Consider the following 23,912-nt stretch of genomic DNA (forward strand, 5'->3'; position numbering starts at 1 on the left):
TAAATATGAAGGGATGAATGAAAATGGCAAAAGTATACTATAACGGTGATATCAACGAGGGAATGCTAAAAGGAAAGAAAATCGCAGTAGTTGGTTACGGATCTCAAGGTCATGCGCATGCACTAAATCTTCGCGAGAGTGGTTTTGATGTAACAGTCGGCTTACGTAAAGGGCGTTCATGGAATCAAGCAGAGGAAGATGGTTTTGATGTAAAAACAGTAAAGGAAGCAAGTGATGAAGCAGATGTTATCATGATTCTTCTTCCAGATGAGTATCAGCCTGAAGTGTACAAAGAGGAAATCGAACCAGGTCTTCGTGCTGGAAATGCGCTAGTCTTTGCTCACGGCTTTAACGTTCACTTCAATCAAGTTGTACCCCCATCAGATGTGGATGTTTTCCTTGTTGCTCCAAAAGGACCAGGACACCTTGTAAGAAGAACATTTGAAGATGGTGCAGGAGTTCCGGCGCTATTCGGTGTTTATCAGGACGTATCGGGTAACGCAAAAGAGCTTGCGCTAGCTTATGCAAAAGGAATCGGCGGTGCTCGTGCGGGGGTACTTGAAACATCCTTTAAAGAAGAAACCGAAACAGATCTTTTTGGTGAACAGGCAGTTCTATGTGGTGGACTGTCATCACTAGTGAAAGCTGGATTTGAAACGCTCACGGAAGCGGGATATCAACCAGAAGTCGCTTACTTCGAATGTTTGCACGAGCTAAAGCTCATTGTTGACTTGATGTATGAAGATGGTATTGCTGGTATGCGTTATTCGATTTCTGATACAGCTCAGTGGGGCGATTTCGTATCTGGACCACGTGTTGTCGATGCAGATACAAAAGCGCGTATGAAAGATATCCTTGAAGATATTCAAACAGGCAAGTTCGCAAAAGGTTGGATCCTAGAAAATAAACTAAATCGTCCAGAATTCCATGCGATCAATGAGAAAGAAAAGCATCATCCAATCGAGCAAGTAGGAAAAGAGCTTCGTGCGATGATGCCATTTGTGAAACCAAAATCAAAGAAGGAAGTGGTTACCAGTGCGAAAGATTAATGTATTCGATACAACGCTTCGTGACGGAGAACAGTCAGCCGGAGTCAATCTGAATGCATTAGAGAAGCTGGAAATCGCTAAGCAGCTTGAGAGACTTGGAGTCGACATTATGGAAGCAGGCTTTCCTGCTGCTTCCAAAGGTGACTTCCAGGGTGTGAAGAACATTGCTGATACTGTAAGGGATGTATCCGTAACTGGCCTTGCGAGAGCGAATATGAAAGATATTGATGCGGCATGGGATGCGTTAAAAGGTGGCGCTGATCCAAGACTTCATGTTTTTCTTGCAACGTCTCCCATTCATATGACTCACAAGCTAAAGAAGACGCCTGATGAAGTAGTTGAAACAGCAGTTGAAGCAGTGAAGTATGCCAAGAAATTTTTTCCGAAAGTCCAGTGGTCAGCAGAAGATGCTTGCCGCTCCGACCGCTCCTTTCTTGCAAAGATTATTAAAGAAGTGATTGATGCAGGAGCATCTGTCATTAATATTCCAGATACAGTTGGATACAGAAGTCCACAGGAATACGGAGAACTGTTCACTTATTTGCGAAACAATGTTCCGAACATTGAAGGCGTTGATCTTTCTGCCCATTGCCATAATGACCTAGGGATGGCGGTAGCGAATTCCTTAGCTGCGATTGAATGTGGTGCGACTCAAATAGAAGGAACGATTAATGGTATTGGAGAACGCGCTGGTAATGCAGCGATTGAGGAAGTTGCCGTTGCGCTTCGAATTCGCAATGACTTCTACCAAGCAGAAACAGGATTGAAGCTTGATGAAATTAAACGAACAAGTAACCTTGTCAGCAAGCTTACTGGCATGGCGGTTCCTGGTAATAAAGCAGTGGTTGGAGCGAATGCTTTTGCTCATGAATCAGGCATTCACCAGGATGGAGTATTAAAAGAAAAAACAACCTATGAAATTATTAGTCCACAGCTTATCGGTGTTCAGTCGAATAGTCTTGTTCTTGGAAAGCACTCTGGGCGTCACGCCTTCAGAGATAAAGTGAAGGATTTAGGCTTTGAACTTGACGAAGCGAAGATAAATGAGGCATTTGCAGACTTTAAAGATCTTGCTGATAAGAAGAAGCAGGTTACGGAAGATGACCTTTTTGCATTGTTAACTGATATTCAAACAGATGAATTTGTTAATAAATATGAGATTCATAGTATTCAAGTACAGTATGGAACTGCAAACATTCCGACGGCTACTATTTCAATTGAGAAGCCTGATGGAACCATGATTCAACAAGCTGGAACAGGGTCGGGTAGTGTAGAAGCGATCTATAACACGCTTGAAGCAATGATTCCTGGCACACTTCAGCTTCAGGACTATCGAATTAATTCCGTCGGTGGTGGAAGAGATGCTCTTGCTGAAGTTCATGTGCGAGTCATGTATAACGGGGTTGAGTCGAATGGTCGCGGCACAGCGCAGGATGTTCTTGAATCTTCCGCTATTGCTTACTTGAATGCAGTGAATCGCGTTCTTGCTCGTGAAAGCTATCAAGTTAATAAAAAAGCGCACGTCTAACAGGGAGGTTAGAAGGATGAAGAGAAAAGTTGCGGTATTACCCGGTGATGGAATTGGTAAAGAAGTAATGGAAGGAACGATGAAAGTTCTAAATGCCGTGGCAGATCGATTTGGCCATACGTTTGAATTTCAACAGGGAAGAATTGGAGGGGCTGCTATTGATGAGGATGGCTCGCCACTACCAGATGAAACGCTGCGCATCTGTAGGGAAAGCGATGCTGTTCTACTAGGTGCTGTCGGTGGTCCTAAGTGGGAAACTCTTCCTGGCCATCTTCGTCCTGAACGAGGTCTTCTTGGTATTCGAAAAGAACTAGGCTTGTTTGCAAACCTTCGTCCTGTGACGGCATTTGAGAGTCTATTAGATGCATCTCCACTTAAACCGGATCGGATTAAAGGTGTGGATATGTTAATTGTTCGCGAATTAACGGGTGGTTTGTACTTCGGTACTCCGAGTGAGCGTCGTCAAAATGGGAAAGAAGTTGTTGATACGCTTCATTACACAAGAGAAGAAATCGAACGTATTGTGGATCAGGGATTTGAAGCTGCAAGTAAGCGAAACAAGAAATTAACGAGCGTAGATAAAGCGAACGTTCTGGAATCAAGCCGAATGTGGAGAGAAATCGTTGAAGAAAAAGCGAAGAATTATCCTGAGGTAGAAGTGGAGCATATGCTTGTCGATGCGGCAGCAATGAAACTGGTTCAAAACCCGGCTCACTTTGATGTTATTGTAACGGAGAATTTATTTGGAGATATTTTGAGCGATGAAGCCTCGATGATCACAGGATCACTTGGAATGTTGCCTTCCGCAAGTCTTCGTAGCGACGGTTTTGGAATGTATGAACCAGTACACGGTTCAGCGCCAGACATCGCAGGGAAAAACCTTGCGAATCCACTGGCAATGATTTTATCAAGTGCAATGATGCTGAAGTATTCATTCGATATGAATGAAGAAGCGGAGTCAATCGAAAAGGCTGTGAAAGAAGTACTTGATGCTGGATATTATACGAATGATCTTGCAAATGGCTCGCCGAAAGCACTTGGGACAGACGCTATGATCAAGAAAGTGATTTATCAATTAGAAGAAGCGGATGCCACAGCAGGCATCATGGAAGCATACGCTTAATGACAAACAGGTAAGAGGAGGATGGGTGTGGAGCCGAAAACGATTATTGAAAAGATTTGGGATAAACACGTTGTGCATGAAGAAGAAGGTAGCCCGGATCTCCTATATATAGACTTGCATCTTGTTCATGAAGTGACTTCTCCGCAGGCCTTTGAGGGTCTGCGGATGAATAATAGAAGTGTAAGAAGGCCAGATTTAACCTTTGCTACTATGGACCACAACGTTCCAACCATTGCACGTCATATTATTAATGATCCGGTATCAAAAGTGCAAATGGAGAAGCTTGAAGAGAACTGTCATGAATTTGGAGTTGAAATCGCCGATATTAATCATCCAGATCAAGGGATTGTTCACGTTATTGGTCCTGAGCTAGGCTTAACGCAGCCAGGAAAAACGATCGTTTGTGGTGACAGTCATACCTCAACACATGGGGCGTTTGGGGCCCTAGCCTTTGGGATTGGAACGAGTGAAGTAGAGCATGTTCTTTCTACTCAAACGCTATGGCAATCAAGACCCAAAACAATTGAAATACGTGTGAACGGACGCCTTGGTTCTGGGGTGACTGCTAAAGATTTAATTCTTGCTGTTATTGCCAAATTTGGTGTTAATGCAGGTACTGGAGCAGTTGTGGAGTACACAGGCGAAGCGATTCGAAATATGACAATGGAAGAACGTATGACTGTTTGTAATATGTCAATTGAAGCTGGCGCAAAAGCAGGGCTTATTAGCCCAGATGAGACTACCTTTTCCTATTTAAAAGGAAAAAGACATGTTCCAGAAGATTTTGATCGAGCTGTTGCTGAGTGGAAAGAACTCGCATCTGATCCAGGAGCAAAGTATGATGAAGTGCTCGAAATTGGAGCTGACGAAATCGAGCCACAAGTAACATGGGGCACTAATCCTTCAATGGGATCTTCTGTCTATGCTCGCGTTCCTTTCCCTGAGGATTATGCAGATCCAGGTGACCAAAAAGCAATTAAGCAAGCCCTTGCCTATATGGATCTTAAACCGGGAACGCCTATTCAAAATATAGATATTCAATATGTTTTCATCGGATCGTGTACGAATTCGCGATTAAGTGATCTGCGTTCGGCCGCTGATATTGTTCGTGGTCGAAAAGTTCACGAAGGTGTGACTGCTCTCGTAGTACCAGGATCTAAATCAGTGAAGGATGCAGCTGAAGCAGAAGGGTTAGATACGATCTTTAAAGAAGCTGGGTTTGAGTGGCGAGAAGCAGGATGTAGCATGTGTCTTGCGATGAATGATGACATTGTTCCACCAGGCGAGCGCTGCGCGTCTACATCTAACCGTAATTTTGAAGGGCGTCAGGGGAATGGCGCTAGAACACATCTTGTCAGCCCAGCTATGGCTGCAGCTGCTGCCATTGAAGGCCGATTTACAGACGCTAGAAAAATAAAACCTCTTGTAGTGTAAAAGGAGTGAGACGTCCTGGAACCGATTAATAAATACAAAGGGATCGTTTATCCCCTTGAGCAGGTTAACGTAGATACAGACCAAATTATTCCGAAGCAGTTTTTAAAGAGAATTGAACGGCAAGGCTTTGGTCAGTTTCTTTTTTACAATTGGCGGTTTGATGATGATGGTCATCCGCGTGAAGATTTTAATTTGAACGAACAACAATACCAGCATGCTTCTATTCTAGTGTCGGGTAAAAACTTTGGGTGTGGTTCATCAAGAGAACATGCTCCATGGGCCCTTCTGGATTATGGGTTTCGAATTGTCATTGCGACAAGCTTTGCTGATATCTTTTATAACAACTGTGTAAAAAACGGTATACTTCCTATCGCTCTTGATCAAGAAACGATCTCGGAGCTTTTTCAAAAAGCGAAGGATGGATACGAACTTAGCGTAGACCTAAGTAAACAGCAAGTAATTGATGGAGAAGGACTAAATGCGTCGTTCGAGATCGATCCTTATTGGAAAGAAATGCTGTTAAATGGATGGGATGAAGTATCTCGAACTTTATCTCTCGAAGATAAAATTAAATTATATGAAGAAAAACAACTTGTAGGAGAGTGAATGACGTTGGGAATTACCAGGAGAAATATAACGTTCATGTCGTAAAAGCAATGGAGAATTTGCTGGAAGCCGTCCACAGGACCCCGCTTCAGCAGTCGACAACGCTTAATGATTATACAAATAGAGATGTCTTCATGAAGATGGAAAACCTTCAACGAACGGGTTCCTTCAAACTTCGAGGTGCTTATAACAAAGTTGCGTCGCTAACGGATATTGAGGCAGCGCGAGGGATTGTTGCTGCATCGGCTGGAAACCATGCTCAGGGAGTGGCGCTTTCTGCTAGAGAGCGTGGAATTAAAGCTAAGATTTATATGCCCGTCCATACACCGACAAGCAAAATTGATGCGACGCGATCTTATGGAGCAGAGGTTGTTCTTGAAGGAGAATCGTATAACGAAGCGTTTAGTGGAGCGGATCGTGAGCGTGTTGAGAAAGGGGCCACATTCGTTCATGCTTTCGATGATCCTGAAGTAATGGCAGGACAGGGAACGGTTGCACTCGAAATGATGCAACAGTGTCCTGACTTAGATGCGATTCTCGTGCCTGTTGGAGGTGGAGGATTGTTAGCTGGAATGGCGATGGCGATTAAGTCGTTCTTTCCTCACGTGAAAATCATCGGGGTCCAGGCTTCTGAAGCATCTGCGACATGGAATCGATTTAAAGGTACTGGTCCTCTTGTCCTTCAATCTGTCAAATCGATTGCAGACGGTATTTCTGTGAAAGAAGCTGGAAAATTAACCTTTCCAATTATTGAAGAGCTTGTTGATGATATGCTAACCGTGTCAGAAGAAGAAATTGCTGCAGCGATTGTCTTTATGCTTGAAAGACACAAAACACTTGTAGAAGGTGCAGGTGCTGCATCGGTAGCTGCTGTCTTATGCAAGTCTAATCGTTTAGAAGGTAAGAGAATTGGTGTTGTTGTTAGTGGAGGGAATGCGGATCTTGCGAAAATATCCCTTTATAAACAACTTTCTCAACGAGCGAAAACCATCAGGCGAATAAGCTGATGGTTTTCTAATGGGGTTCAACGTATATATTTTAGATTATTCCGACTTTTTGCTCAGTAATTGACACTCATAAAGTACCATGCTAGAATTCATTTAGCACTTAACCACAGTAAAGTAATAACAACTATATATCTCTTATTCAGAGAGGTGGAGGGACTGGCCCTATGAAGCCCGGCAACCGTCAAACGACTCGTTTGAAAAGGTGCCAATTCCTGCAAAGCGATTGCTTTGAGAAATGAGAGGAAGACATCGATTTATCAAATGCCTTTCTGCTCAAAGCAGAAGGGCATTTTTTTACTTTACTATACAAAGTGATAAGCGAATTAGGTTTCTAAGTGCATAGAAATAAAGAACAAAGGCATGGGACTTAAGTCCTGTTTCAGGTAGCTGATCATGCAAATGCATAAAGGATGTGAGACATGTGATTGAGCTTAAAGGCATTAATAAGACCTTCTTTTCGAAATCCGGGAAGGTGGAAGCCGTTAAGGATGTTAACCTTGAAGTCAAAAAAGGCGAAATATTTGGTGTTATTGGCTACAGTGGTGCTGGGAAAAGTACGCTAATTCGAATGCTTAACCTTCTTGAGAGACCTACTGATGGGACAGTCACAGTGGCTGGTAATAATCTATCTTCTCTTAAGGGAAAAGATCTTCGTGCAGCAAGACAGGAAATTGGAATGATTTTCCAGCATTTTAATATTCTCTGGTCAAGAACGGTACGTGATAACATCGCGTTCCCTCTTGAAATATCAGGTGTTCCGAAAGAAAAGAGAATGAAGCGTGTTGATGAATTAATTAAACTTGTTGGACTCGAAGGTAGAGAAGGAGCTTATCCTTCACAACTAAGTGGTGGACAAAAGCAGCGAGTGGGTATTGCGAGAGCACTTGCTAATAATCCAAAGGTTTTGCTTTGTGATGAAGCTACTTCTGCTTTAGATCCTAAAACGACGGATAGCATTCTGGAACTTCTGACTGAAATTAATCACAAGCTTGGCCTTACGATTGTCCTTATCACGCATGAAATGCACGTCATACGAAAAATTTGCCATCGTGTAGCCGTGATGGAGAATGGACGAGTAGTGGAGAATGGTTCTGTCCTTGAAGTTTTCCACCATCCGCAGGAAGAGATTACGAAAGACTTTGTTAATCAGCTAAGCGAGCCTGAAGAAATGAAGGAATCGATTGCACATCTGGCAACGAGTCAGGATGGAGAACTTGTTCAGTTTACCTTTGTGAAAGGAAAAACAGGTTCACCACTTGTGACAGAGTTGATTCGTAAATTTGATGTAGAAGTCAACATTATTCAAGGGAAGATTTCTCATACACAGGATGGTCCTTATGGAAAACTTTCTGTGTTCCTTAAAGGGGAACCAGCTGTGGTAGAAATGGCCTTGAATTATGTGCAAGCCCAAGGTGTTAAAGCGGAGGTGATTACGAATGACTGAATCGTTATTTCCTAACGTCAGGTGGGAATCTATGTGGGAAGCCACTCTACAAACAGCGTACATGACGGCAATTTCGGTGCTGGCAACGTTTATTCTCGGAATCCTCCTTGGATTATTGTTGTTTCTAACAGGTAGAGGGAACATATGGGAAAACAAATTTGTGAATAGTATTATTGCCGGAGTCGTGAACTTATTTCGCTCCATACCATTTATTATTTTGATTATCTTGCTTATCCCTCTTTCGGTTTACATTATAGGGACAATGCTAGGTGCTAATGCTGCCCTTCCAGCCCTTATTGCAGGAGCGGCGCCATTTTATGCGAGAATGGTTGAAATTGCTTTACGTGAAGTGGATAAAGGGGTCATTGAAGCTTCTCAGTCAATGGGAGCATCCAATGGTTCGATTATTTTTAAAGTGCTTCTACCAGAAGCAATGCCAGCCCTTATTTCAGGGATTACTGTGACGGCGATAGCTCTTGTAAGCTACACCGCTATGGCTGGTGTCGTAGGCGCAGGGGGTCTCGGAAACCTCGCTTATCTTGAAGGTTTCCAACGGAACAATCCTGACGTGACACTTGTTGCAACAGTATTGATATTAGTAATTGTTGCGATTCTTCAGGTTTGTGGAGACGTTGCAACACGAGTAATAGATAAAAGATAATAAGGAGAAAAGGAGAGGTTATGATGAAAAAGTTTTTATCGCTAATAACAGTTCTTGCTCTTGCGGTTCTTGCTGCATGTGGCAACAATGGCGGAAACAGCGAAGGTTCTGGTGACGGTGGAGATTCGAAGAAAATCGTAGTAGGTGCATCAAACATTCCCCATGCTGAAATTCTTGAAGAAGCTAAGCCGATGTTAGAGGAAAAAGGAATAGAGCTTGAAATTAAAACATTCCAGGATTACATTCTACCTAATAAGACGCTTGCAAATGGTGAATTAGATGCAAACTACTTCCAAACAATACCTTATATGGACTTGCAAATGGAAGAAAACGATAATTATGACTTCGTGAACGCTGGAGGCATTCATATCGAGCCAATCGGTGTTTACTCTCAGGATTACAAGAGCTTAGATGAGCTTCCTGATGGTGCTCAAATCATAATGAGTAACTCTGTTTCTGACCATGGACGTATGCTGTCATTACTTGAAGCACAGGGCCTTATCACATTAAAAGAAGGTGTAAAGGCTTCAGATGCAACAGTTGAAGATATTGCTGAAAACCCTAAGAATATTGATTTCAAAACAGATGTTGAGGCTTCACTGCTTCCACAGATTTACCAGCAAGGTGAAGGTGATGCAGTGATGATCAATACAAACTATGCGATTGATGCAGGACTTAATCCTCAAGAGGATGCCATTGCACTTGAAAATTCAGACTCACCATATGTGAATGTGATTACAGTAAACAAAGGTGACGAAGACAATGAAGCGATCCAGGCGTTAGTAGAAGTTCTTCATTCTGATGAAATTCAAAGCTTTATTGAAGAAGAATACGATGGCGCTGTTGTACCAGTAGACAAATAAGAAAGAAAAAAGGTTCTCCGTCATTTCGCGGAGAACCTTTTTTTACTCATTTTAATGTTGGAAAACTGGCTTCATCGCTTCTTTTAACGTTTTTGCAGAATGGTGCAATTGATCTAGCTCGGTTTGATCAAGGTCAAGTTCAATAATTTCACGAATGCCGTTGTTATTCACAATTGCGGGAACTCCGATATACAAATCATCTAAACCATACTCGCCTTCAAGTAACGTAGAGATGGTAAGAATAGAGTTTTCATTTCGTATAATCGCTCTTGTTAACCGTACGAGGCCCATTGCGATACCGTAGTATGTTGCTCCCTTACGATTAATGATATGATAAGCAGCATCGCGAACATTGACGAAAAGCGCATCAAGATCTTCTTTAGCCTCTGGTCTATCTTTAATAAGAGACATGATTGGTCGACTACCGATTGTAGCATGACTCCAGACAGGAAGTTCAGTATCACCATGTTCTCCAAGAATATAACCATGTACATTTCTAGAATCTACATTGAAATAGTCGCTCAGTAAATAACGGAATCGTGCAGTATCGAGAATCGTACCTGAGCCGATAACCCGTTCTTTAGGCAAGCCTGAGAACTTCCATGTCGCATAAGTAAGTACGTCTACAGGATTCGTTGCAACGATAAAAATACCATCAAATCCGCTTCCCATAACGCTTGAAACGATTTTTTTAAAGATCGCTGTGTTTTTATCAATAAGGTCTAAGCGTGTTTCACCTGGTGCCTGATTTGCACCCGCTGCGATAACGACAATATCTGCGTCTTTGCAATCGGTATAGTCCCCCGCCCAAATTTTCATTGGAGCGCCAAAAGGAAGGCCGTGATTTAAGTCTCTTGCTTCCCCTTCCGCTTTTTCTTTATTTACATCGATAAGTACAAGTTCGTTTACTAGTTCTTGATTCAATAACGAGAAGGCATAGCTTGTCCCTACGAATCCAGTGCCAATTAATGCTACGCGCGTTGTTTTTCCTTCATACATCATCTTCACCTCTGCTAGTAGATATTGTCTTCATAAGCATCATACCGTATCCCTTTACTTATTATTGTGACATACATCACATGTAAACGCACTCATCCAAAAACAATTTAAAGAAAATGATGGATAGCTTTGTTACCCAATTCTCATACTAGTACGGATGATATCGAATAAAGGAGGCCTGTGTCTTGAAACAGGAACAGGAATTTAACAACTTCGCAGAAGCGGCGCTACATGATTATAAAGAAGGATTAGGAATGTTTACAGAGAAAATGCCGCAGTTAGCTAAGAAGTATTCGGCATTTACTGAAGCGTGTTTTAAAGATGGGGAAGTGAGTCAAAAAGAGAAACAAATGATTGCTCTCGGAATATCTATTTTTTCACAAGATGAATATTGCATTATCTACCATACGAAAGGGTGTCTTGACCAAGGATGTTCTGAACAAGAAATACTTGAAACGGTAGGGGTGACAGCTGCATTTGGTGGTGGCGCAGCGATGAGTCAGGCCGTTACTCTCGTACAGGAGTGTATGAAGGATTTGAACCAACCGAAGCATTAATGAAATCGTGTTTCTACTATTTAAATAGTGTATTGTGTCGAAGGGGTGAAATAGAGTGGATATGGGAGGAAAAGTAAGAATGAATGTTTTTTAACTATTCAGAACTTCTTTCACCACTCCGGAAACCCCCTCAACCCTTAAAATGCTGTTTGTAGCTACTAATGTAACGTGGTAAAGTAATTTTTGTAAGTAAAACGATATTGAAAGGATTGATTCATTATTAGCCCCATGCGGTTAAACCACACACCTGAAATGGAAAAGGCGATGTACCAGTCTCACGGAGTTGGCTATGCGGAGTATAGTCGTAATTTCAATAAACGAATGCAAGTCGAGCGAGAGCGTGAGCTGGATCACCGTCGGAGTCTCAAAATGGTTAGTGAATTCGACCGTAAACTATCTAGATGAATCAGCATCCAAAATAACCATGATATACGAAAAACCAGTCTTACGACTGGTTTTTTTGTATGAAGATAATCACGTGTATTCGTTGTAGCTGTGGTGATTAAATGGTAGGCTTAGAAAGGTATGCAACGAAAAAATAAACGATTCATTCTCAATTTGAATAGCAAGCTATACCTTGGCTAACGCTAGAAAGTATGAGTCTTGCGTTCCTTGATATTAGTTTGGATTTGTTATAAAATAAGAATGAAAATAGATTGAGAATGACTCAGCACACATTCCTTGACATACACCTTATAGGTACTACAATAAGGAAGGAATAGTATAAACGTTATTGGAGGTATTCACAAATGGCAGCATCAACTCTAAAGATTGAGAATCTTCATGTTTCCATTGAGGGAAAAGAGATTATCAAAGGATTGAACCTTGAAATAAATGGTGGAGAAATTCACGCAGTAATGGGGCCGAACGGTACAGGTAAATCTACCCTTGCTTCAGCAATTATGGGCCATCCGAAATACGAAATCACTGAAGGCAGTGTCTTCCTTGATAATGAAGATGTACTTGAAATGGAAGTTGATGAGCGTGCAAAAGCTGGACTCTTCCTTGCAATGCAGTATCCAAGTGAAGTAAGTGGCGTAACAAACGCTGATTTCCTTCGTTCTGCAATCAATGCTCGTCGCGAAGAAGGCGATGAAATTTCTCTAATGAAATTCATCAAAAAGCTAGACGGTAAAATGGCTGAACTTGATATGGGTGAAGAATTTGCACAGCGTTACCTTAACGAAGGTTTCTCTGGTGGTGAAAAGAAACGTAACGAAATTCTTCAGCTTATGATGCTTGAACCAAAAATCGCTGTTCTGGATGAAATTGACTCCGGTCTAGATATCGATGCGCTTAAAGTTGTTTCTAAAGGTGTTAATGCTATGCGCAATGAGAGTTTCGGTTGCTTAATTATCACTCACTATCAGCGTCTATTGAATTACATTACACCTGACAAAGTACACGTTATGATGCAGGGTCGTATTGTGAAATCTGGCGGCGCAGAACTAGCACAGCGTCTTGAAGAAGAAGGTTATGATTGGATTAAAGAAGAACTCGGTATTAAAGACGAAACAGTTGGTCAAGAAGCGTAAGCAGTAAGGAGGATGACAATGTCAGTGGATACGAAAATTGCATTCGATCAAGAATACATTAAAGCTTATTCAGAAAAGCGTCAGGAGCCGAAATGGATGGCTTCCCTTCGTTTAAAGGCGTTAGAGAAGTCAGAAAGTCTTCCAATGCCAAAACCTGATAAAACAAAAATTGATAAGTGGAATTTCACTTCATTTAAACATGATGTAGCAGGAGAAGCGATTTCATCACTTGATGATCTTCCTGAAGATGTGCGCGATCTTGTTGCTAAAGATCAACAGTCAGGGAATCTTCTTGTGCACCGTAACTCAACACCCGTTTTCAGTCAGCTATCGAATGAGCTGAAAGAACAAGGTGTGATTTTCACAGATATTCAAACTGCTCTACAAAATCACGGAGATCTTGTAGAGAAGTATTTCATGAAAGACGTTATGAAGGTTGACGAGAACCGTTTAACGGCCGTTCACGCAGCTCTTCTTAATAGCGGTACTTTCTTATATGTACCTCGCAATGTAGAAGTTGAAGTGCCAATTCAAGCACTATATTGGCAAGAAGACCCTGAAGCTGGGCTATTCAACCACGTGATTATCGTAGCAGAGGACAATAGCTCTGTGACATATGTTGAGAACTTCTTATCTTATAGTCACGATGTGGAGTCTGTTGCGAACATTATTGCTGAAGTTCATGTAGGACAGAATGCTCGCGTTACGTTTGGTTCTGTTGATAACCTTGCAAAAGGTGTCACTACTTACGTAAACCGCCGTGCTAATGTGGCACGCGACGGTAAAGTTGATTGGGCACTTGCTCAAATGAACGACGGTAACACGGTTTCTACAAATACAACGCACCTTATTGGTGATGGTTCTTATGCTGACTCTAAAACCGTAACGATCGGTCGCGGAAGCCAGAGCCAGAACTTCACTAATCAGATCTTCCATCACGGTCAAAACTCTGAGGGTGTTCTTCTCGTGCACGGTGTTCAAAAAGATAGTGCTAGTGCCATCTTTAACGGTGTTACGAAGATTGAACACGGTGCTAAGAAATCAAACGGTGAGCAAACACAGCGTGTTCTTATGATGAATGAGAAAGCGCGTGGGGATGCAAACCCGATCCTTCTTATTGACGAAGATGATGTTATGGCAGGCCACGCTGCATCAGTTGGTAAAGTTGATCCAATTCAGCTTTATTACTTGCAAAGCCGCGGGATTTCCCGTCATGAAGCTGAACGTTTGATCATCCATGGTTTCCTCGCTCCAGTTATTAACGAACTTCCGATCGAAGGCGTTCGTAAACGTGCGGTTGAGGTAACTGAAGGGAAAGTTAATTAAATGATGAATGTCCAGGACATTCGCAAGCAGTTTCCCATTTTACATCAAGAGGTAAATGGGAAACCTCTTGTTTACCTTGATAGTGCAGCAACGTCTCAGAAACCTACTCAAGTAATTGACGCAGTAGAGCGTTACTACAAGGAAATTAACTCAAACGTTCACCGTGGTGTTCATACGCTTGGGACACACGCAACAGATGCTTATGAAGGCGCTCGTGAAAAGGTTCGTGAATTTATTCATGCTTCTTCAACGGAAGAAGTGATTTTTACTCGCGGAACAACCACAGCCCTTAATATGGTCGCTTCAAGCTATGGACGTGCAAATCTTCAAGAAGGTGATGAAGTTGTCATCACACCGATGGAGCATCACAGCAACATTATTCCCTGGCAACAGGTTGTAAAAGCAACTGGAGCCACTCTAAAATATATTCCTCTTCAACCAGACGGAACAATTGCGCTGGAAGACGTTGAGAAAACGGTAACAGCAAACACAAAAATTGTTTCTGTTATGCAGGTTTCGAATGTGCTTGGGACAATTAACCCGATTAAAGAGATTGCCGCGATTGCGCACCGAAATGGCGCTGTTATGGTTGTTGATGGGGCTCAAAGCACCCCTCACATGAACATTGATGTTCAGGATCTTGACTGCGATTTCTTTGCATTTTCTGGTCATAAAATGTGCGGACCTACTGGAATAGGCGTTCTTTACGGGAAGAAGAAGCTGCTTGAAAACATGGAGCCGTTTGAATTCGGGGGAGAAATGATTGATTTTGTTGGTCTCTACGATTCGACGTGGAAAGATCTACCTTGGAAATTTGAAGGTGGTACTCCAATCATTGCCGGCGCCGTTGGTCTAGGAGCTGCGATTGATTTCTTAAATGAAATTGGGATGGATAACATTCAGCAGCATGAGACCCACCTCGCTAAATATGCGATGCAGCAGCTATCGACGATCGAAGGCGTATCCATTTACGGACCAGAAAAACGTGCTGGAGTTGTCACTTTCAATAGTGATGAAGTACACCCACACGATGTGGCCACCGTACTTGACACAGAAGGCATCGCTGTTCGTGCTGGACACCATTGTGCTCAGCCGCTAATGAAGTGGCTTGAAGTATCGGCTACCGCGCGTGCTAGCTTCTATTTATACAATACTGAAGAAGACGTAGATACTTTTGTAGCCGGATTACGAAAAGCAAAGGAGTTTTTCGGTAATGTCTTTTAATAATCTAGACCAGTTATACAGACAGGTCATTATGGATCATTATAAAAACCCAAGAAACAAAGGGGAGCTTGAAGAAGGCGACCTTAAGATTAATATGAACAACCCTACATGCGGTGACGCCATTCAGCTTCAGCTGAAAGTAGATGATGGGAAGATTTCGGATGCGAAGTTTATTGGAGAAGGTTGCTCTATAAGCCTGGCATCAGCGTCGATGATGACACAGTCAGTCAAAGGACTTGAAGTTGATCAGGCCTTGAAGCTATCCGGGATTTTCTCTGATATGATGCAGGGGAAAGAATATGAAGAAGAAGATTTCGATCTAGGCGACATTGAAGCACTTCAAGGCGTTTCGAAGTTCCCTGCTCGTATCAAATGTGCAACACTCTCCTGGAAGGCAATGGAGAAGGGTTTCAAGGAACAGGATGAAGCTTAACCCGCTTCCAGGTGTTGTCACCGCTTCTTTTTCATACTAGAATGATGGAAAGAGAACATCAGCCAAACACTGACATGTGTAATGTCAAGGAGGGAAATAGAATGGCTAAAAAAATGCCTGAAGTTGGCGAATACCAATATGGTTTTAGTGATAAAGACGTTTCGATCTTCCGTTCAGAGCGTGGATTAACTCCTGAAATTGTAAAAGAAATTTCTCGCATGAAGGATGAACCACAGTGGATGCTTGATTTCCGCTTGAAATCGCTTGAACATTTCTACAGCATGCCAATGCCTCAATGGGGTGGAAACCTTGCTGATCTAGATTTTGATGAAATTACGTACTACGTAAAGCCTTCTGAGAAGTCCGAAAGATCATGGGATGAAGTACCAGAAGAAATCAAAGCGACATTTGATAAGTTAGGTATTCCTGAAGCTGAGCAAAAATACCTTGCGGGTGTTTCTGCACAGTACGAATCTGAAGTAGTTTACCATAACATGCAAGAAGACCTTGAGAACATGGGGATTGTGTTTAAAGATACAGATACTGCACTTAAAGAGAACGAAGATCTTTTTAAAGAGTATTTTGCGAAAACAATTCCTCCAACGGATAACAAGTTCTCAGCTCTTAACTCTGCTGTATGGTCAGGTGGTTCATTCATCTACGTTCCTAAAGGTGTGAAAGTCGATACGCCTCTACAAGCATACTTCCGTATTAACTCTGAGAACATGGGTCAATTCGAGCGTACGCTTATCATCGCTGATGAAGGTTCTTCTGTCCATTATGTTGAAGGTTGTACTGCACCGGTTTATACAACTAACTCTCTACACAGTGCTGTAGTTGAGATCATTGTTAAGAAGGATGCATACTGCCGTTATACGACGATTCAGAACTGGGCTAACAACGTGTTTAACCTTGTTACGAAGCGTGCAGTTGCGGAAGAAAATGCTACGATGGAATGGATCGATGGTAACATTGGTTCCAAACTTACAATGAAGTATCCAGCTGTTATCTTAAAGGGTGAAGGCGCTCGTGGTATGACGCTTTCCATCGCTCTTGCTGGTAAAGGACAGCACCAGGATGCTGGCGCTAAGATGATTCATTTAGCACCTAACACTTCTTCGACAATTGTTTCGAAATCTATTTCAAAACAAGGCGGTAAAGTAACATACCGTGGTATCGTTCACTTTGGCCGTAAAGCGGAAGGTGCTCGCTCAAACGTTGAGTGTGATACGCTTATCATGGATAATGAGTCTACTTCTGATACAATTCCTTACAATGAAATCCTAAACGATAACATTTCACTTGAACACGAAGCGAAAGTATCGAAGGTTTCTGAAGAGCAGCTCTTCTATCTGATGAGCCGTGGCGTATCTGAAGAAGAAGCAACTGAAATGATCGTAATGGGCTTCATCGAGCCATTTACGAAAGAACTTCCTATGGAATATGCGGTTGAAATGAACCGTCTCATTAAATTTGAGATGGAAGGTTCAATCGGTTAAGCTTCCATTTTAAACGAACCGGATCTTCCGGTTCGTTTTTTATATGTGGAAGTGTAAAGGGCGAAATCCTAATTGTTATTTCAAAATAGTATGAGGGATTTTCACTTGCTATTTTCGGGTAATGGTATGAGAATAGAGAAAGAGAATCGAGATGAGAGGAAGAATTGCATGATTTACATAGGCGTAACAGGGTGGGGAGACCATGATGATCTTTATCCACCAGGTGTAAAAAGCAATGAAAAACTTTCGATATATGGTTCGCACTTTCCTACTGTTGAAGTTGATTCGTCCTTCTATGCTGTGCAACCAGAACGTAATTTTCAGAAATGGATAGATGAGACACCAGAGGGGTTTCGGTTTGTCGTTAAGGCTTACCAGGGTATGACTGGCCATCAACGTGGGGATATTCCCTTTGAAACAAGAGATGAAATGTTTCAAGCTTTCAAGGAATCGGTTCGTCCCCTGCGAAATGCAGGAAAGCTTGCGATGGTGCTTTTTCAATTTCCTCCCTGGTTTGATGTGAATAAAGATAATGTTAACATCTTGAGAGACTGTAAACAGCGGATGGGAGATATTCCATGTGCGGTAGAATTTCGACATCAGTCCTGGTATCATGAAGCTTTTCGTGATAAAACGCTCTCGTTTCTAGAGGAACAGGATTTTATCCATACGATTTGCGATGAGCCACAAGCTGGCGAGGGATCGGTTCCTTTAGTGATGGAAACTCTAAATCAGGATCAGGTCCTTGTCAGATTACATGGTCGAAATACGAATGGATGGACGAATCCAGGTAATCGCCATAACTGGAGGGAAGTTCGGTATTTATATGATTATAATCAAGAAGAACTCTTACAATGGAAAGAACAAATATTAGAATTAGAACAACAATGTAAAGATGTATTTATTTTATTTAACAATAATTCAGGAGGTCATGCTGCTAATAATGCTAAGGAAATGATTCAAATGCTTGATATTGAGTACACGAATTTAAACCCGAAGCAACTTGATCTCTTTGATTTATAAGGAGTATACCCTATGGTGACGTGGATCTTATTATTTATCATTGGTCTATTAGCAGGTACGATCGGAAGCCTTGTCGGTCTTGGGGGAGGCATTATTATCGTTCCTGTTCTTCTCATTATCGATCAATATACGAACTGGCTCTCTGATTTAACGCCTCAGAAAATTGTAGGTAGCTCGATCGTTGTCCTCGTCGTGATCGGTCTTTCCTCTACACTTGCTTACATGAAAAAGAAAAGCGTTGATTATAAAAGTGGAGCGCTTTTTTTTCTAGGAAGTGGACCAGGGGCTATTCTAGGGGCGTGGCTAAATAAATTTATTCAGGTTGATTATTTTTCCATTTATTTTGGGGTATTTATGGTGCTTGTTTCCATATTATTAATGGTAAGGAGCCGTTTACGCCCTATGAAACTAAATGGTCAATTTGAACGAACGTATACGGATCCGAATGGGACTGAGATGAATTATAACTTTTCTGCCGTAGCAGCTGTTATTGTTTCATTTATCGTTGGGGTCATTTCAGGTCTATTCGGAATTGGTGGCGGCTCACTTATGGTTCCTGCCATGATTCTACTATTTGGTTTTCCAACATCGGTTGCTGTTGCAACCTCCATGTTTATGATTTTTCTTTCAAGTATAACGGGTACCCTGACGCATTTAGCACTTGGTAACATTCAGTGGTTTTTACTAATCGGTCTCATTCCAGGTGCGTGGATTGGAGCAAAATGCGGTTCATTTATTAATCAGAAACTTTCGGACAAATCAGTGGTTGTTATTTTACGATGGATGTTAATCATTGTAGGTGTCCGATTAATCTGGCAGGGAACGATGGGATAAGAAAGGAAGAGTGTCTTGACTTCTAGAACATTACAATTTTATTATACAAACGATCTTCACAGTCATTTCGCAAATTGGTCAAAAGTCTCTTCATATTTGAAAGAGAAGAAGCGAATGCATGAGCTTCAAGGGACACCTTATCTCCTTCTTGATTTAGGAGATCACTCTGATAAGGTGCATCCAATGACAGAAGGAACTGTCGGGAAAGGTAACGTTCAGTTACTGAATGAGCTGGAATATGATTATGCCACTATCGGTAACAATGAGGGTATTACCTTTTCAAAAAAAGAACTAGAAGAACTTTATTCAGACGCGAAGTTCGAGGTAATTGTTGCCAATCTCTACCACCAAAATGGTACAAGGCCTTCCTGGGCTGTACCTTATAAGATCCATGAGTTAAATGGCATTAAAGTAGGAATTATTGGTGTTACCATCCCTTATGAACAATTCTACTCACTACTTGGATGGCAGATAGATTCTCCTTTCCATTTCTTACAGTCCCTCATTGATGAAGTACGCAGTCAATCAGATGTTGTCGTATTGATGTCTCATATGGGTTTAGGTAATGATGAACAGCTAGCAAGGGAAATGAAGGGGCTTGACGTTATTATTGGAGCCCATACCCATCATGTGCTGAAGCATGGCATCCTTGTAGAAGATACGCTTATTACTCAGTCTGGTAAAAACGGGAATTACGTTGGAGAAGTTTCGATTTGTTTTGATATGGAAACAAAGAAAGTGATTGAGAAGGAAGCATATTCAATAACCGTCCGGAATCGGAAAGAAGACGAGGAAGCGAAGGCGATGATTCAACAACTAAGTATCGATGCACATAAGATGCTTGAAGAGGTCGTATGTCGTCTTGAACAGCCTCTTGAATCTGAATGGTTTCAACGCTCGGTTCTAGCTGATGAGTTAGCTGCCGCTCTTAGAGAGTGGTGTGGAGCGGATATTGGCATGATTAATGCTGGTATGTTGCTTGATGGGTTACCAGAAGGAAATGTATCAAGAGAAGATCTTCATCGCATTTGCCCTCATCCTGTTAATCCTTGCAAAGTGGTGTTAAAAGGAAGTGAGTTACGAGAAATCATCTCTTATTCTATGTCAGATGAAATAGTGAATTTAAGTTTTAAAGGTCTCGGTTTCAGAGGTGAGGTAATGGGGATTATGGCATTTGATGGACTTGAGGTTACCTCTGTCAAAATGGACGACGGCCTCTATCATGTAACAGATGTTTTTCACAACGGAAAGAAGCTTGTTTCTGATGAAGAATATGCCGTTGCGACGGCTGATATGTTCACATTTGGGAAATTCTATCCTCAAATGAAGCATGCTAAAAAGAAATACTTTTTACCTGAAATGCTTCGAGATCTCCTTGCATGGCGTTTAGAAAATAGACATTAAAATTTTCAGCGTTTGATTGTCAAACATGCTCTTTGTCTCATATAGATATAGTGATATTCATTCAGGTCAGGAGGCGGGAATGACGTGATCACTATGTCACCAATCTTGATTGACGGTCATCCTTTTATAGCGGTAAGTATGCAGCTTCCGAAAACGAATTTTCTAGCGGTCATGAATGACAATGGGTATATCATGTGCGGCGCACTCGATGTAGCCTTACTTAATGAAAAGTTAAGCGACCGAAAGATTATCGCAGGAAGAGCTGTTGGTGTACGGTCTATTGAACAACTGCTTGATGCACCGCTCGAATCTGTTACGCTTGAAGCAGAAGCGCGAGGCATTACGATTGGAACTAAGGGTAGAGACGCGATGCTTAAGATGATGTGAAGAAAGCCGTAGCACTTGCTACGGCTTTCTTTTCGATTATGACACATCTAGTAGCTTGATTTTGGCTCTTTCTAGGAAATTGTCCATACTTCTCTTCTCCATGGCATATACATGAAGAAGAGAAGGGAGGGTTCACGTTGTTTCGAACTCGCAGAAAATTCTTTAGAAAGGGACCGCTTCCCTTTCGATATGTTTTTGTCATCTCCTTTATTATTTTTATCTTTACTACGGTTCAAGGATTATGGATTGTTAATAAAGGAATTGAACCAAGCTTAATCAGTATTGCTGAAACAAAAACACGTCAAGTTGCTGCGCAAGCAATAAATGATGCCATTTCAAAGAAGATCGCAGACGGTATTGACGTTGAGAATTTAATTATCGTTCATGGTAATGATTCCGAAAAAGTACCAAGTTATAGCTTTAACTCGCAAGTTTATAATCGATTGATTTCAGAGGCCACAGAACGAGTTCAAACTTATTTAGATTATGTTGAAGCTGGTGATTTAGATAAGCTGGAAACCTTTAAGAATGATATAGATATCGATTACGAAGGTACCGAAAATCAACAAGGAATCGTATACTCTATACCTTTAGGGATGGCTACAAATAATGTTCTTCTCTCAAATTTTGGACCGAGGATTCCAGTGCGGTTTGAAATGATTGGAGATGTGGTTTCTAATATTGATACAAAGGTGAAAGAAACGGGAATTAACAACACGTATCTTGAGGTGTATATCAATATTAAAGTTGAGATGAACGTAATTATCCCTTTCTCTACAAAGAATACTGAGGTGTCGAACTCCGTAAAAATCGGGGATCTATTTATTCAGGGAGACGTTCCTTATTATTATAATGGTGATAATGGAAATGGTGGGAATCCATCGATCGTTTTGCCAAAGCCCGATTAAGACAAGGAACCCCATTATTCATCGTCATTGTTAAATGTCGATAGATAAGAAAATAGTTCCTTTCTAATAGAAATATCTCTGGAACAATCTACAATTGCACAAACAACGAAAGTAAGGTATACTTTAAAACTGAACTTAATATTGTTCCTTATCTTATACGATGAGGTAGAGGAGCAGATCCTCATGAGTACGTGTTGGGAGAATGACACCAATGATCAGCATCGAAAGGGAGATCTGCCGAAGCATAAATAACGGTCACATTATTTATGTTGGGGCGACATTGAAGAAGTGTCGAACTGTCATTATGAGTCTAACTTGTAATGGAGAACTACTGATCGGGGTGGACACTTAACATTGACTCGGTGAAGCGAGCAATGATAGGACCAATCCTATCATTGCTCGCTTTTTTGCATACAAACACGACAAGAAGGTTGAGGGATAGGCGTCCATTCCGGTTATGATGACCAATCATTTATTAGGAGGATATTCATGGAGAATTCAGTTCTATCCATTATTCCACCACTCGTAGCTTTGCTAATGGTAGTGGTGACTAGAAAAGTGCTTCCTTCTCTAGGAGTAGGCATTATTCTTGGTGCGCTAATGATCAACAATTGGAGTGTACCAAATTCATTAGAAGAAATTTATACAATCGTAAAAGGGATCTTCATTGATTCCGAGAGCGGTGGTTTAAATACTTGGAACATGTACATTATTTTCTTCCTACTTTTATTAGGTATGATGACGGCCTTTATTTCGATCTCAGGTGGAAGTCGCGCATTTGGCGAGTGGGCCATGAAACGCGTGAAAACAAGAGTAGGCGCCCAGATTGTCACAGCGGTATTTGGTATTATTATTTTTATTGATGATTACTTTAATTCGCTCGCAGTTGGAAACGTTAGTAGACCGATTACGGACAGGCACAATGTTTCAAGGGCAAAGCTTGCCTATATCATTGATTCAACTGCAGCACCAATGTGTATTATTTCCCCTATTTCAAGCTGGGGGGCTTATATCATCGCGTTAATTGGTGGTGTATTAGCAACGCATAGCATTACAGGTGTTGGCGCGTTAGAAGCTTTTATCAGAATGATTCCAATGAATTTGTATGCTCTCTTCGCACTGGCGATGGTGTTCTTTGTTAGTTATTTTGACATTAATCTTAAGGCGATGAGAGTACATGAAGACCGTGCACAGAAAACAGGAGAAGTGCTTGATCCGAATCAAGGTGCCGTACCTGGTCAAACATCTGGACTACCTGAAAGTGAGAAGGGGAAAGTAGCTGATCTTGCATGGCCCATTATTATGCTAATTACTGGTACTGTTACGTTTATGATCATTACAGGAATCCAGGCTGTTAGCGGAACGGATACAGCCGTGACAGCTTTGTCTGTCTTTGAAAATACAGACGTTGCTGCTTCTCTCCTTTATGGTGGAATTATTGGACTTATAACTTCTCTCCTCTTCTTCTTTCCAAAAAGAATGGGTGGAGCGGTTCTTGGAAAAGGAATTTGGGAAGGCATTAAATCAATGCTTCCAGCCGTATACATTCTTTTCTTTGCATGGACATTGATTGAAATTATCGGCTCGCTAGGAACTGGTAAGTATCTTGCAGGACTTGTTAATGACCATATTGTGATTGGCTTCTTACCAGCTATTTTGTTCCTACTTGCAGGTGTTATGGCGTTTGCAACGGGAACTTCGTGGGGAACATTTGGCATTATGCTTCCGATCGCAGGAGAGATTGCCGCTGCTACGGATCCTACCTACATGCTTCCTGTACTTGCCGCTGTTCTTGCAGGAGCTGTATTTGGAGATCACTGCTCACCAATTTCGGATACAACGATTCTTTCTTCCACAGGCGCAGGTAGTCACCATATCGATCATGTGATGACCCAGTTGCCTTATGCATTGCTCGTTGCAGGTATTTCTATACTAGGATATTTGGTTCTTGGCTTTACTGGTAGTTCCATTCTTGGTCTTGTGGCAACAGCGATTCTATTCGGATTATTAATTTTCATGCTAAAAGGAAAATATGCCAACAGACCAGTTGAAATGGCAAATCATTAAT

The 23,912-nt window shown here is 41.6% G+C and carries 23 protein-coding genes and 2 riboswitches; of the genes, 22 read left to right on the forward strand and 1 reads right to left on the reverse strand.

Annotated elements, in window-relative coordinates:
• Positions 1-23 precede the first annotated feature (23 nt).
• The 9 genes from ilvC (at position 24) to Q4550_RS20070 (ending at position 9,715) form a co-directional block, all read left to right on the forward strand.
• Positions 24-1,049, forward strand: coding sequence for a ketol-acid reductoisomerase (gene ilvC, locus Q4550_RS20030; protein ID WP_303535507.1), 1,026 nt, complete (start codon positions 24-26; stop codon positions 1,047-1,049).
• On the forward strand, positions 1,036-2,577 hold the full coding sequence (locus tag Q4550_RS20035; RefSeq protein ID WP_303535509.1) for a 2-isopropylmalate synthase: 1,542 nt from the start codon (positions 1,036-1,038) through the stop codon (positions 2,575-2,577). Before ilvC ends, Q4550_RS20035 begins: the two co-directional genes overlap by 14 nt.
• A 16-nt stretch (positions 2,578-2,593) precedes the next feature.
• Positions 2,594-3,700, forward strand: coding sequence for a 3-isopropylmalate dehydrogenase (gene leuB / locus Q4550_RS20040; protein WP_303535511.1), 1,107 nt, complete (start codon positions 2,594-2,596; stop codon positions 3,698-3,700).
• Positions 3,701-3,727: 27 nt separating this feature from the next.
• Complete coding sequence (gene leuC / locus Q4550_RS20045; RefSeq protein ID WP_371018680.1) at positions 3,728-5,134, forward strand: 3-isopropylmalate dehydratase large subunit; 1,407 nt, start codon at positions 3,728-3,730, stop codon at positions 5,132-5,134.
• A 15-nt stretch (positions 5,135-5,149) separates the two neighbouring features.
• The gene (gene leuD / locus Q4550_RS20050) at positions 5,150-5,740 is read left to right on the forward strand and encodes a 3-isopropylmalate dehydratase small subunit (RefSeq protein WP_226615476.1); all 591 of its coding nucleotides are present in this window, start codon (positions 5,150-5,152) and stop codon (positions 5,738-5,740) included.
• Positions 5,737-6,747: a threonine ammonia-lyase gene (ilvA, locus tag Q4550_RS20055; protein ID WP_283153726.1), complete on the forward strand. Its 1,011-nt coding sequence runs from the start codon at positions 5,737-5,739 to the stop codon at positions 6,745-6,747. Before leuD ends, ilvA begins: the two co-directional genes overlap by 4 nt.
• A gap of 132 nt (positions 6,748-6,879) precedes the next feature.
• Positions 6,880-6,989: riboswitch (SAM riboswitch) on the forward strand.
• A gap of 179 nt (positions 6,990-7,168) precedes the next feature.
• Positions 7,169-8,191 (forward strand): methionine ABC transporter ATP-binding protein, encoded by a 1,023-nt coding sequence (locus Q4550_RS20060; protein WP_303535514.1) that lies wholly within the window; start codon positions 7,169-7,171, stop codon positions 8,189-8,191.
• Positions 8,184-8,852 carry a methionine ABC transporter permease gene (locus Q4550_RS20065; RefSeq protein ID WP_194218977.1) on the forward strand — a complete coding sequence of 223 codons (669 nt, stop codon included), beginning with the start codon at positions 8,184-8,186 and terminating at the stop codon, positions 8,850-8,852. Before Q4550_RS20060 ends, Q4550_RS20065 begins: the two co-directional genes overlap by 8 nt.
• 23 nt (positions 8,853-8,875) lie before the next feature.
• Complete coding sequence (locus Q4550_RS20070; RefSeq protein ID WP_303535515.1) at positions 8,876-9,715, forward strand: MetQ/NlpA family ABC transporter substrate-binding protein; 840 nt, start codon at positions 8,876-8,878, stop codon at positions 9,713-9,715.
• Positions 9,716-9,766: 51 nt separating this feature from the next.
• On the opposite strand, the gene Q4550_RS20075 is transcribed toward Q4550_RS20070, so the two are convergent.
• The gene (locus Q4550_RS20075) at positions 9,767-10,717 is read right to left on the reverse strand and encodes an L-lactate dehydrogenase (RefSeq protein ID WP_303535516.1); all 951 of its coding nucleotides are present in this window, start codon (positions 10,715-10,717) and stop codon (positions 9,767-9,769) included.
• Between the two features lie 251 nt (positions 10,718-10,968).
• Here Q4550_RS20075 and Q4550_RS20080 point away from each other — a divergent pair, with 251 nt between their 5' ends.
• The 13 genes from Q4550_RS20080 (at position 10,969) to Q4550_RS20135 (ending at position 23,911) form a co-directional block, all read left to right on the forward strand.
• Complete coding sequence (locus Q4550_RS20080) at positions 10,969-11,271, forward strand: carboxymuconolactone decarboxylase family protein (protein ID WP_194219604.1); 303 nt, start codon at positions 10,969-10,971, stop codon at positions 11,269-11,271.
• A 264-nt stretch (positions 11,272-11,535) separates the two neighbouring features.
• Positions 11,536-11,676 carry a YuzK family famiily protein gene (locus tag Q4550_RS25205; protein ID WP_483298574.1) on the forward strand — a complete coding sequence of 47 codons (141 nt, stop codon included), beginning with the start codon at positions 11,536-11,538 and terminating at the stop codon, positions 11,674-11,676.
• A gap of 344 nt (positions 11,677-12,020) precedes the next feature.
• Complete coding sequence (gene sufC, locus Q4550_RS20085; RefSeq protein WP_194218980.1) at positions 12,021-12,806, forward strand: Fe-S cluster assembly ATPase SufC; 786 nt, start codon at positions 12,021-12,023, stop codon at positions 12,804-12,806.
• Positions 12,807-12,824: 18 nt separating this feature from the next.
• Positions 12,825-14,132 carry a Fe-S cluster assembly protein SufD gene (gene sufD / locus Q4550_RS20090; RefSeq protein WP_194218981.1) on the forward strand — a complete coding sequence of 436 codons (1,308 nt, stop codon included), beginning with the start codon at positions 12,825-12,827 and terminating at the stop codon, positions 14,130-14,132.
• 3 nt (positions 14,133-14,135) lie between these two features.
• Positions 14,136-15,356, forward strand: a complete 1,221-nt coding sequence (locus Q4550_RS20095; RefSeq protein ID WP_303535565.1) for a cysteine desulfurase — start codon at positions 14,136-14,138, stop codon at positions 15,354-15,356.
• Positions 15,346-15,789, forward strand: coding sequence for a Fe-S cluster assembly sulfur transfer protein SufU (sufU, locus tag Q4550_RS20100; RefSeq protein ID WP_194218982.1), 444 nt, complete (start codon positions 15,346-15,348; stop codon positions 15,787-15,789). The genes Q4550_RS20095 and sufU overlap by 11 nt, the downstream gene beginning before the upstream one ends.
• A gap of 101 nt (positions 15,790-15,890) precedes the next feature.
• A complete protein-coding gene (gene sufB / locus Q4550_RS20105; RefSeq protein WP_194218983.1) occupies positions 15,891-17,288 on the forward strand; it encodes a Fe-S cluster assembly protein SufB in 1,398 nt (465 codons plus the stop codon).
• A gap of 168 nt (positions 17,289-17,456) precedes the next feature.
• Positions 17,457-18,311, forward strand: coding sequence for a DUF72 domain-containing protein (locus Q4550_RS20110; RefSeq protein WP_303535518.1), 855 nt, complete (start codon positions 17,457-17,459; stop codon positions 18,309-18,311).
• A 12-nt stretch (positions 18,312-18,323) separates the two neighbouring features.
• Complete coding sequence (locus tag Q4550_RS20115; RefSeq protein WP_306558529.1) at positions 18,324-19,145, forward strand: sulfite exporter TauE/SafE family protein; 822 nt, start codon at positions 18,324-18,326, stop codon at positions 19,143-19,145.
• Between the two features lie 15 nt (positions 19,146-19,160).
• The gene (locus tag Q4550_RS20120) at positions 19,161-20,549 is read left to right on the forward strand and encodes a bifunctional metallophosphatase/5'-nucleotidase (protein WP_303535519.1); all 1,389 of its coding nucleotides are present in this window, start codon (positions 19,161-19,163) and stop codon (positions 20,547-20,549) included.
• A 93-nt stretch (positions 20,550-20,642) separates the two neighbouring features.
• Complete coding sequence (locus Q4550_RS20125; RefSeq protein WP_306558532.1) at positions 20,643-20,936, forward strand: YunC family protein; 294 nt, start codon at positions 20,643-20,645, stop codon at positions 20,934-20,936.
• Positions 20,937-21,073: 137 nt separating this feature from the next.
• Positions 21,074-21,844: a sporulation protein YunB gene (yunB, locus tag Q4550_RS20130; protein WP_194218987.1), complete on the forward strand. Its 771-nt coding sequence runs from the start codon at positions 21,074-21,076 to the stop codon at positions 21,842-21,844.
• Positions 21,845-22,002: 158 nt separating this feature from the next.
• Positions 22,003-22,183: riboswitch (Lysine riboswitch) on the forward strand.
• 150 nt (positions 22,184-22,333) lie between these two features.
• On the forward strand, positions 22,334-23,911 hold the full coding sequence (locus Q4550_RS20135; protein WP_303535521.1) for a Na+/H+ antiporter NhaC family protein: 1,578 nt from the start codon (positions 22,334-22,336) through the stop codon (positions 23,909-23,911).
• The last annotated feature ends 1 nt before the right edge of the window (position 23,912 follow it).

This window comes from Anaerobacillus sp. 1_MG-2023 (genome assembly GCF_030547345.1).
Lineage (GTDB): Bacteria > Bacillota > Bacilli > Bacillales > Guptibacillaceae > Guptibacillus > Guptibacillus hwajinpoensis_B.

What these genes read in the sequence shown, in the direction of transcription:
- Q4550_RS20095 (WP_303535565.1), top strand. Translation starts at nt 14,136, where the DNA reads ATGAATGTCCAGGACATTCGCAAGCAGTTTCCCATTTTACATCAAGAG.
- sufB (WP_194218983.1), top strand. Translation starts at nt 15,891, where the DNA reads ATGGCTAAAAAAATGCCTGAAGTTGGCGAATACCAATATGGTTTTAGT.
- Q4550_RS25205 (WP_483298574.1), top strand. Translation starts at nt 11,536, where the DNA reads ATGTACCAGTCTCACGGAGTTGGCTATGCGGAGTATAGTCGTAATTTC.
- Q4550_RS20110 (WP_303535518.1), top strand. Translation starts at nt 17,457, where the DNA reads ATGATTTACATAGGCGTAACAGGGTGGGGAGACCATGATGATCTTTAT.
- sufD (WP_194218981.1), top strand. Translation starts at nt 12,825, where the DNA reads ATGTCAGTGGATACGAAAATTGCATTCGATCAAGAATACATTAAAGCT.
- Q4550_RS20070 (WP_303535515.1), top strand. Translation starts at nt 8,876, where the DNA reads ATGAAAAAGTTTTTATCGCTAATAACAGTTCTTGCTCTTGCGGTTCTT.
- Q4550_RS20115 (WP_306558529.1), top strand. Translation starts at nt 18,324, where the DNA reads ATGGTGACGTGGATCTTATTATTTATCATTGGTCTATTAGCAGGTACG.
- sufU (WP_194218982.1), top strand. Translation starts at nt 15,346, where the DNA reads ATGTCTTTTAATAATCTAGACCAGTTATACAGACAGGTCATTATGGAT.
- Q4550_RS20125 (WP_306558532.1), top strand. Translation starts at nt 20,643, where the DNA reads ATGTCACCAATCTTGATTGACGGTCATCCTTTTATAGCGGTAAGTATG.
- ilvC (WP_303535507.1), top strand. Translation starts at nt 24, where the DNA reads ATGGCAAAAGTATACTATAACGGTGATATCAACGAGGGAATGCTAAAA.
- Q4550_RS20075 (WP_303535516.1), bottom strand. Translation starts at nt 10,717, where the DNA reads ATGATGTATGAAGGAAAAACAACGCGCGTAGCATTAATTGGCACTGGA.
- sufC (WP_194218980.1), top strand. Translation starts at nt 12,021, where the DNA reads ATGGCAGCATCAACTCTAAAGATTGAGAATCTTCATGTTTCCATTGAG.
- Q4550_RS20080 (WP_194219604.1), top strand. Translation starts at nt 10,969, where the DNA reads ATGTTTACAGAGAAAATGCCGCAGTTAGCTAAGAAGTATTCGGCATTT.
- Q4550_RS20135 (WP_303535521.1), top strand. Translation starts at nt 22,334, where the DNA reads ATGGAGAATTCAGTTCTATCCATTATTCCACCACTCGTAGCTTTGCTA.
- Q4550_RS20065 (WP_194218977.1), top strand. Translation starts at nt 8,184, where the DNA reads ATGACTGAATCGTTATTTCCTAACGTCAGGTGGGAATCTATGTGGGAA.
- leuB (WP_303535511.1), top strand. Translation starts at nt 2,594, where the DNA reads ATGAAGAGAAAAGTTGCGGTATTACCCGGTGATGGAATTGGTAAAGAA.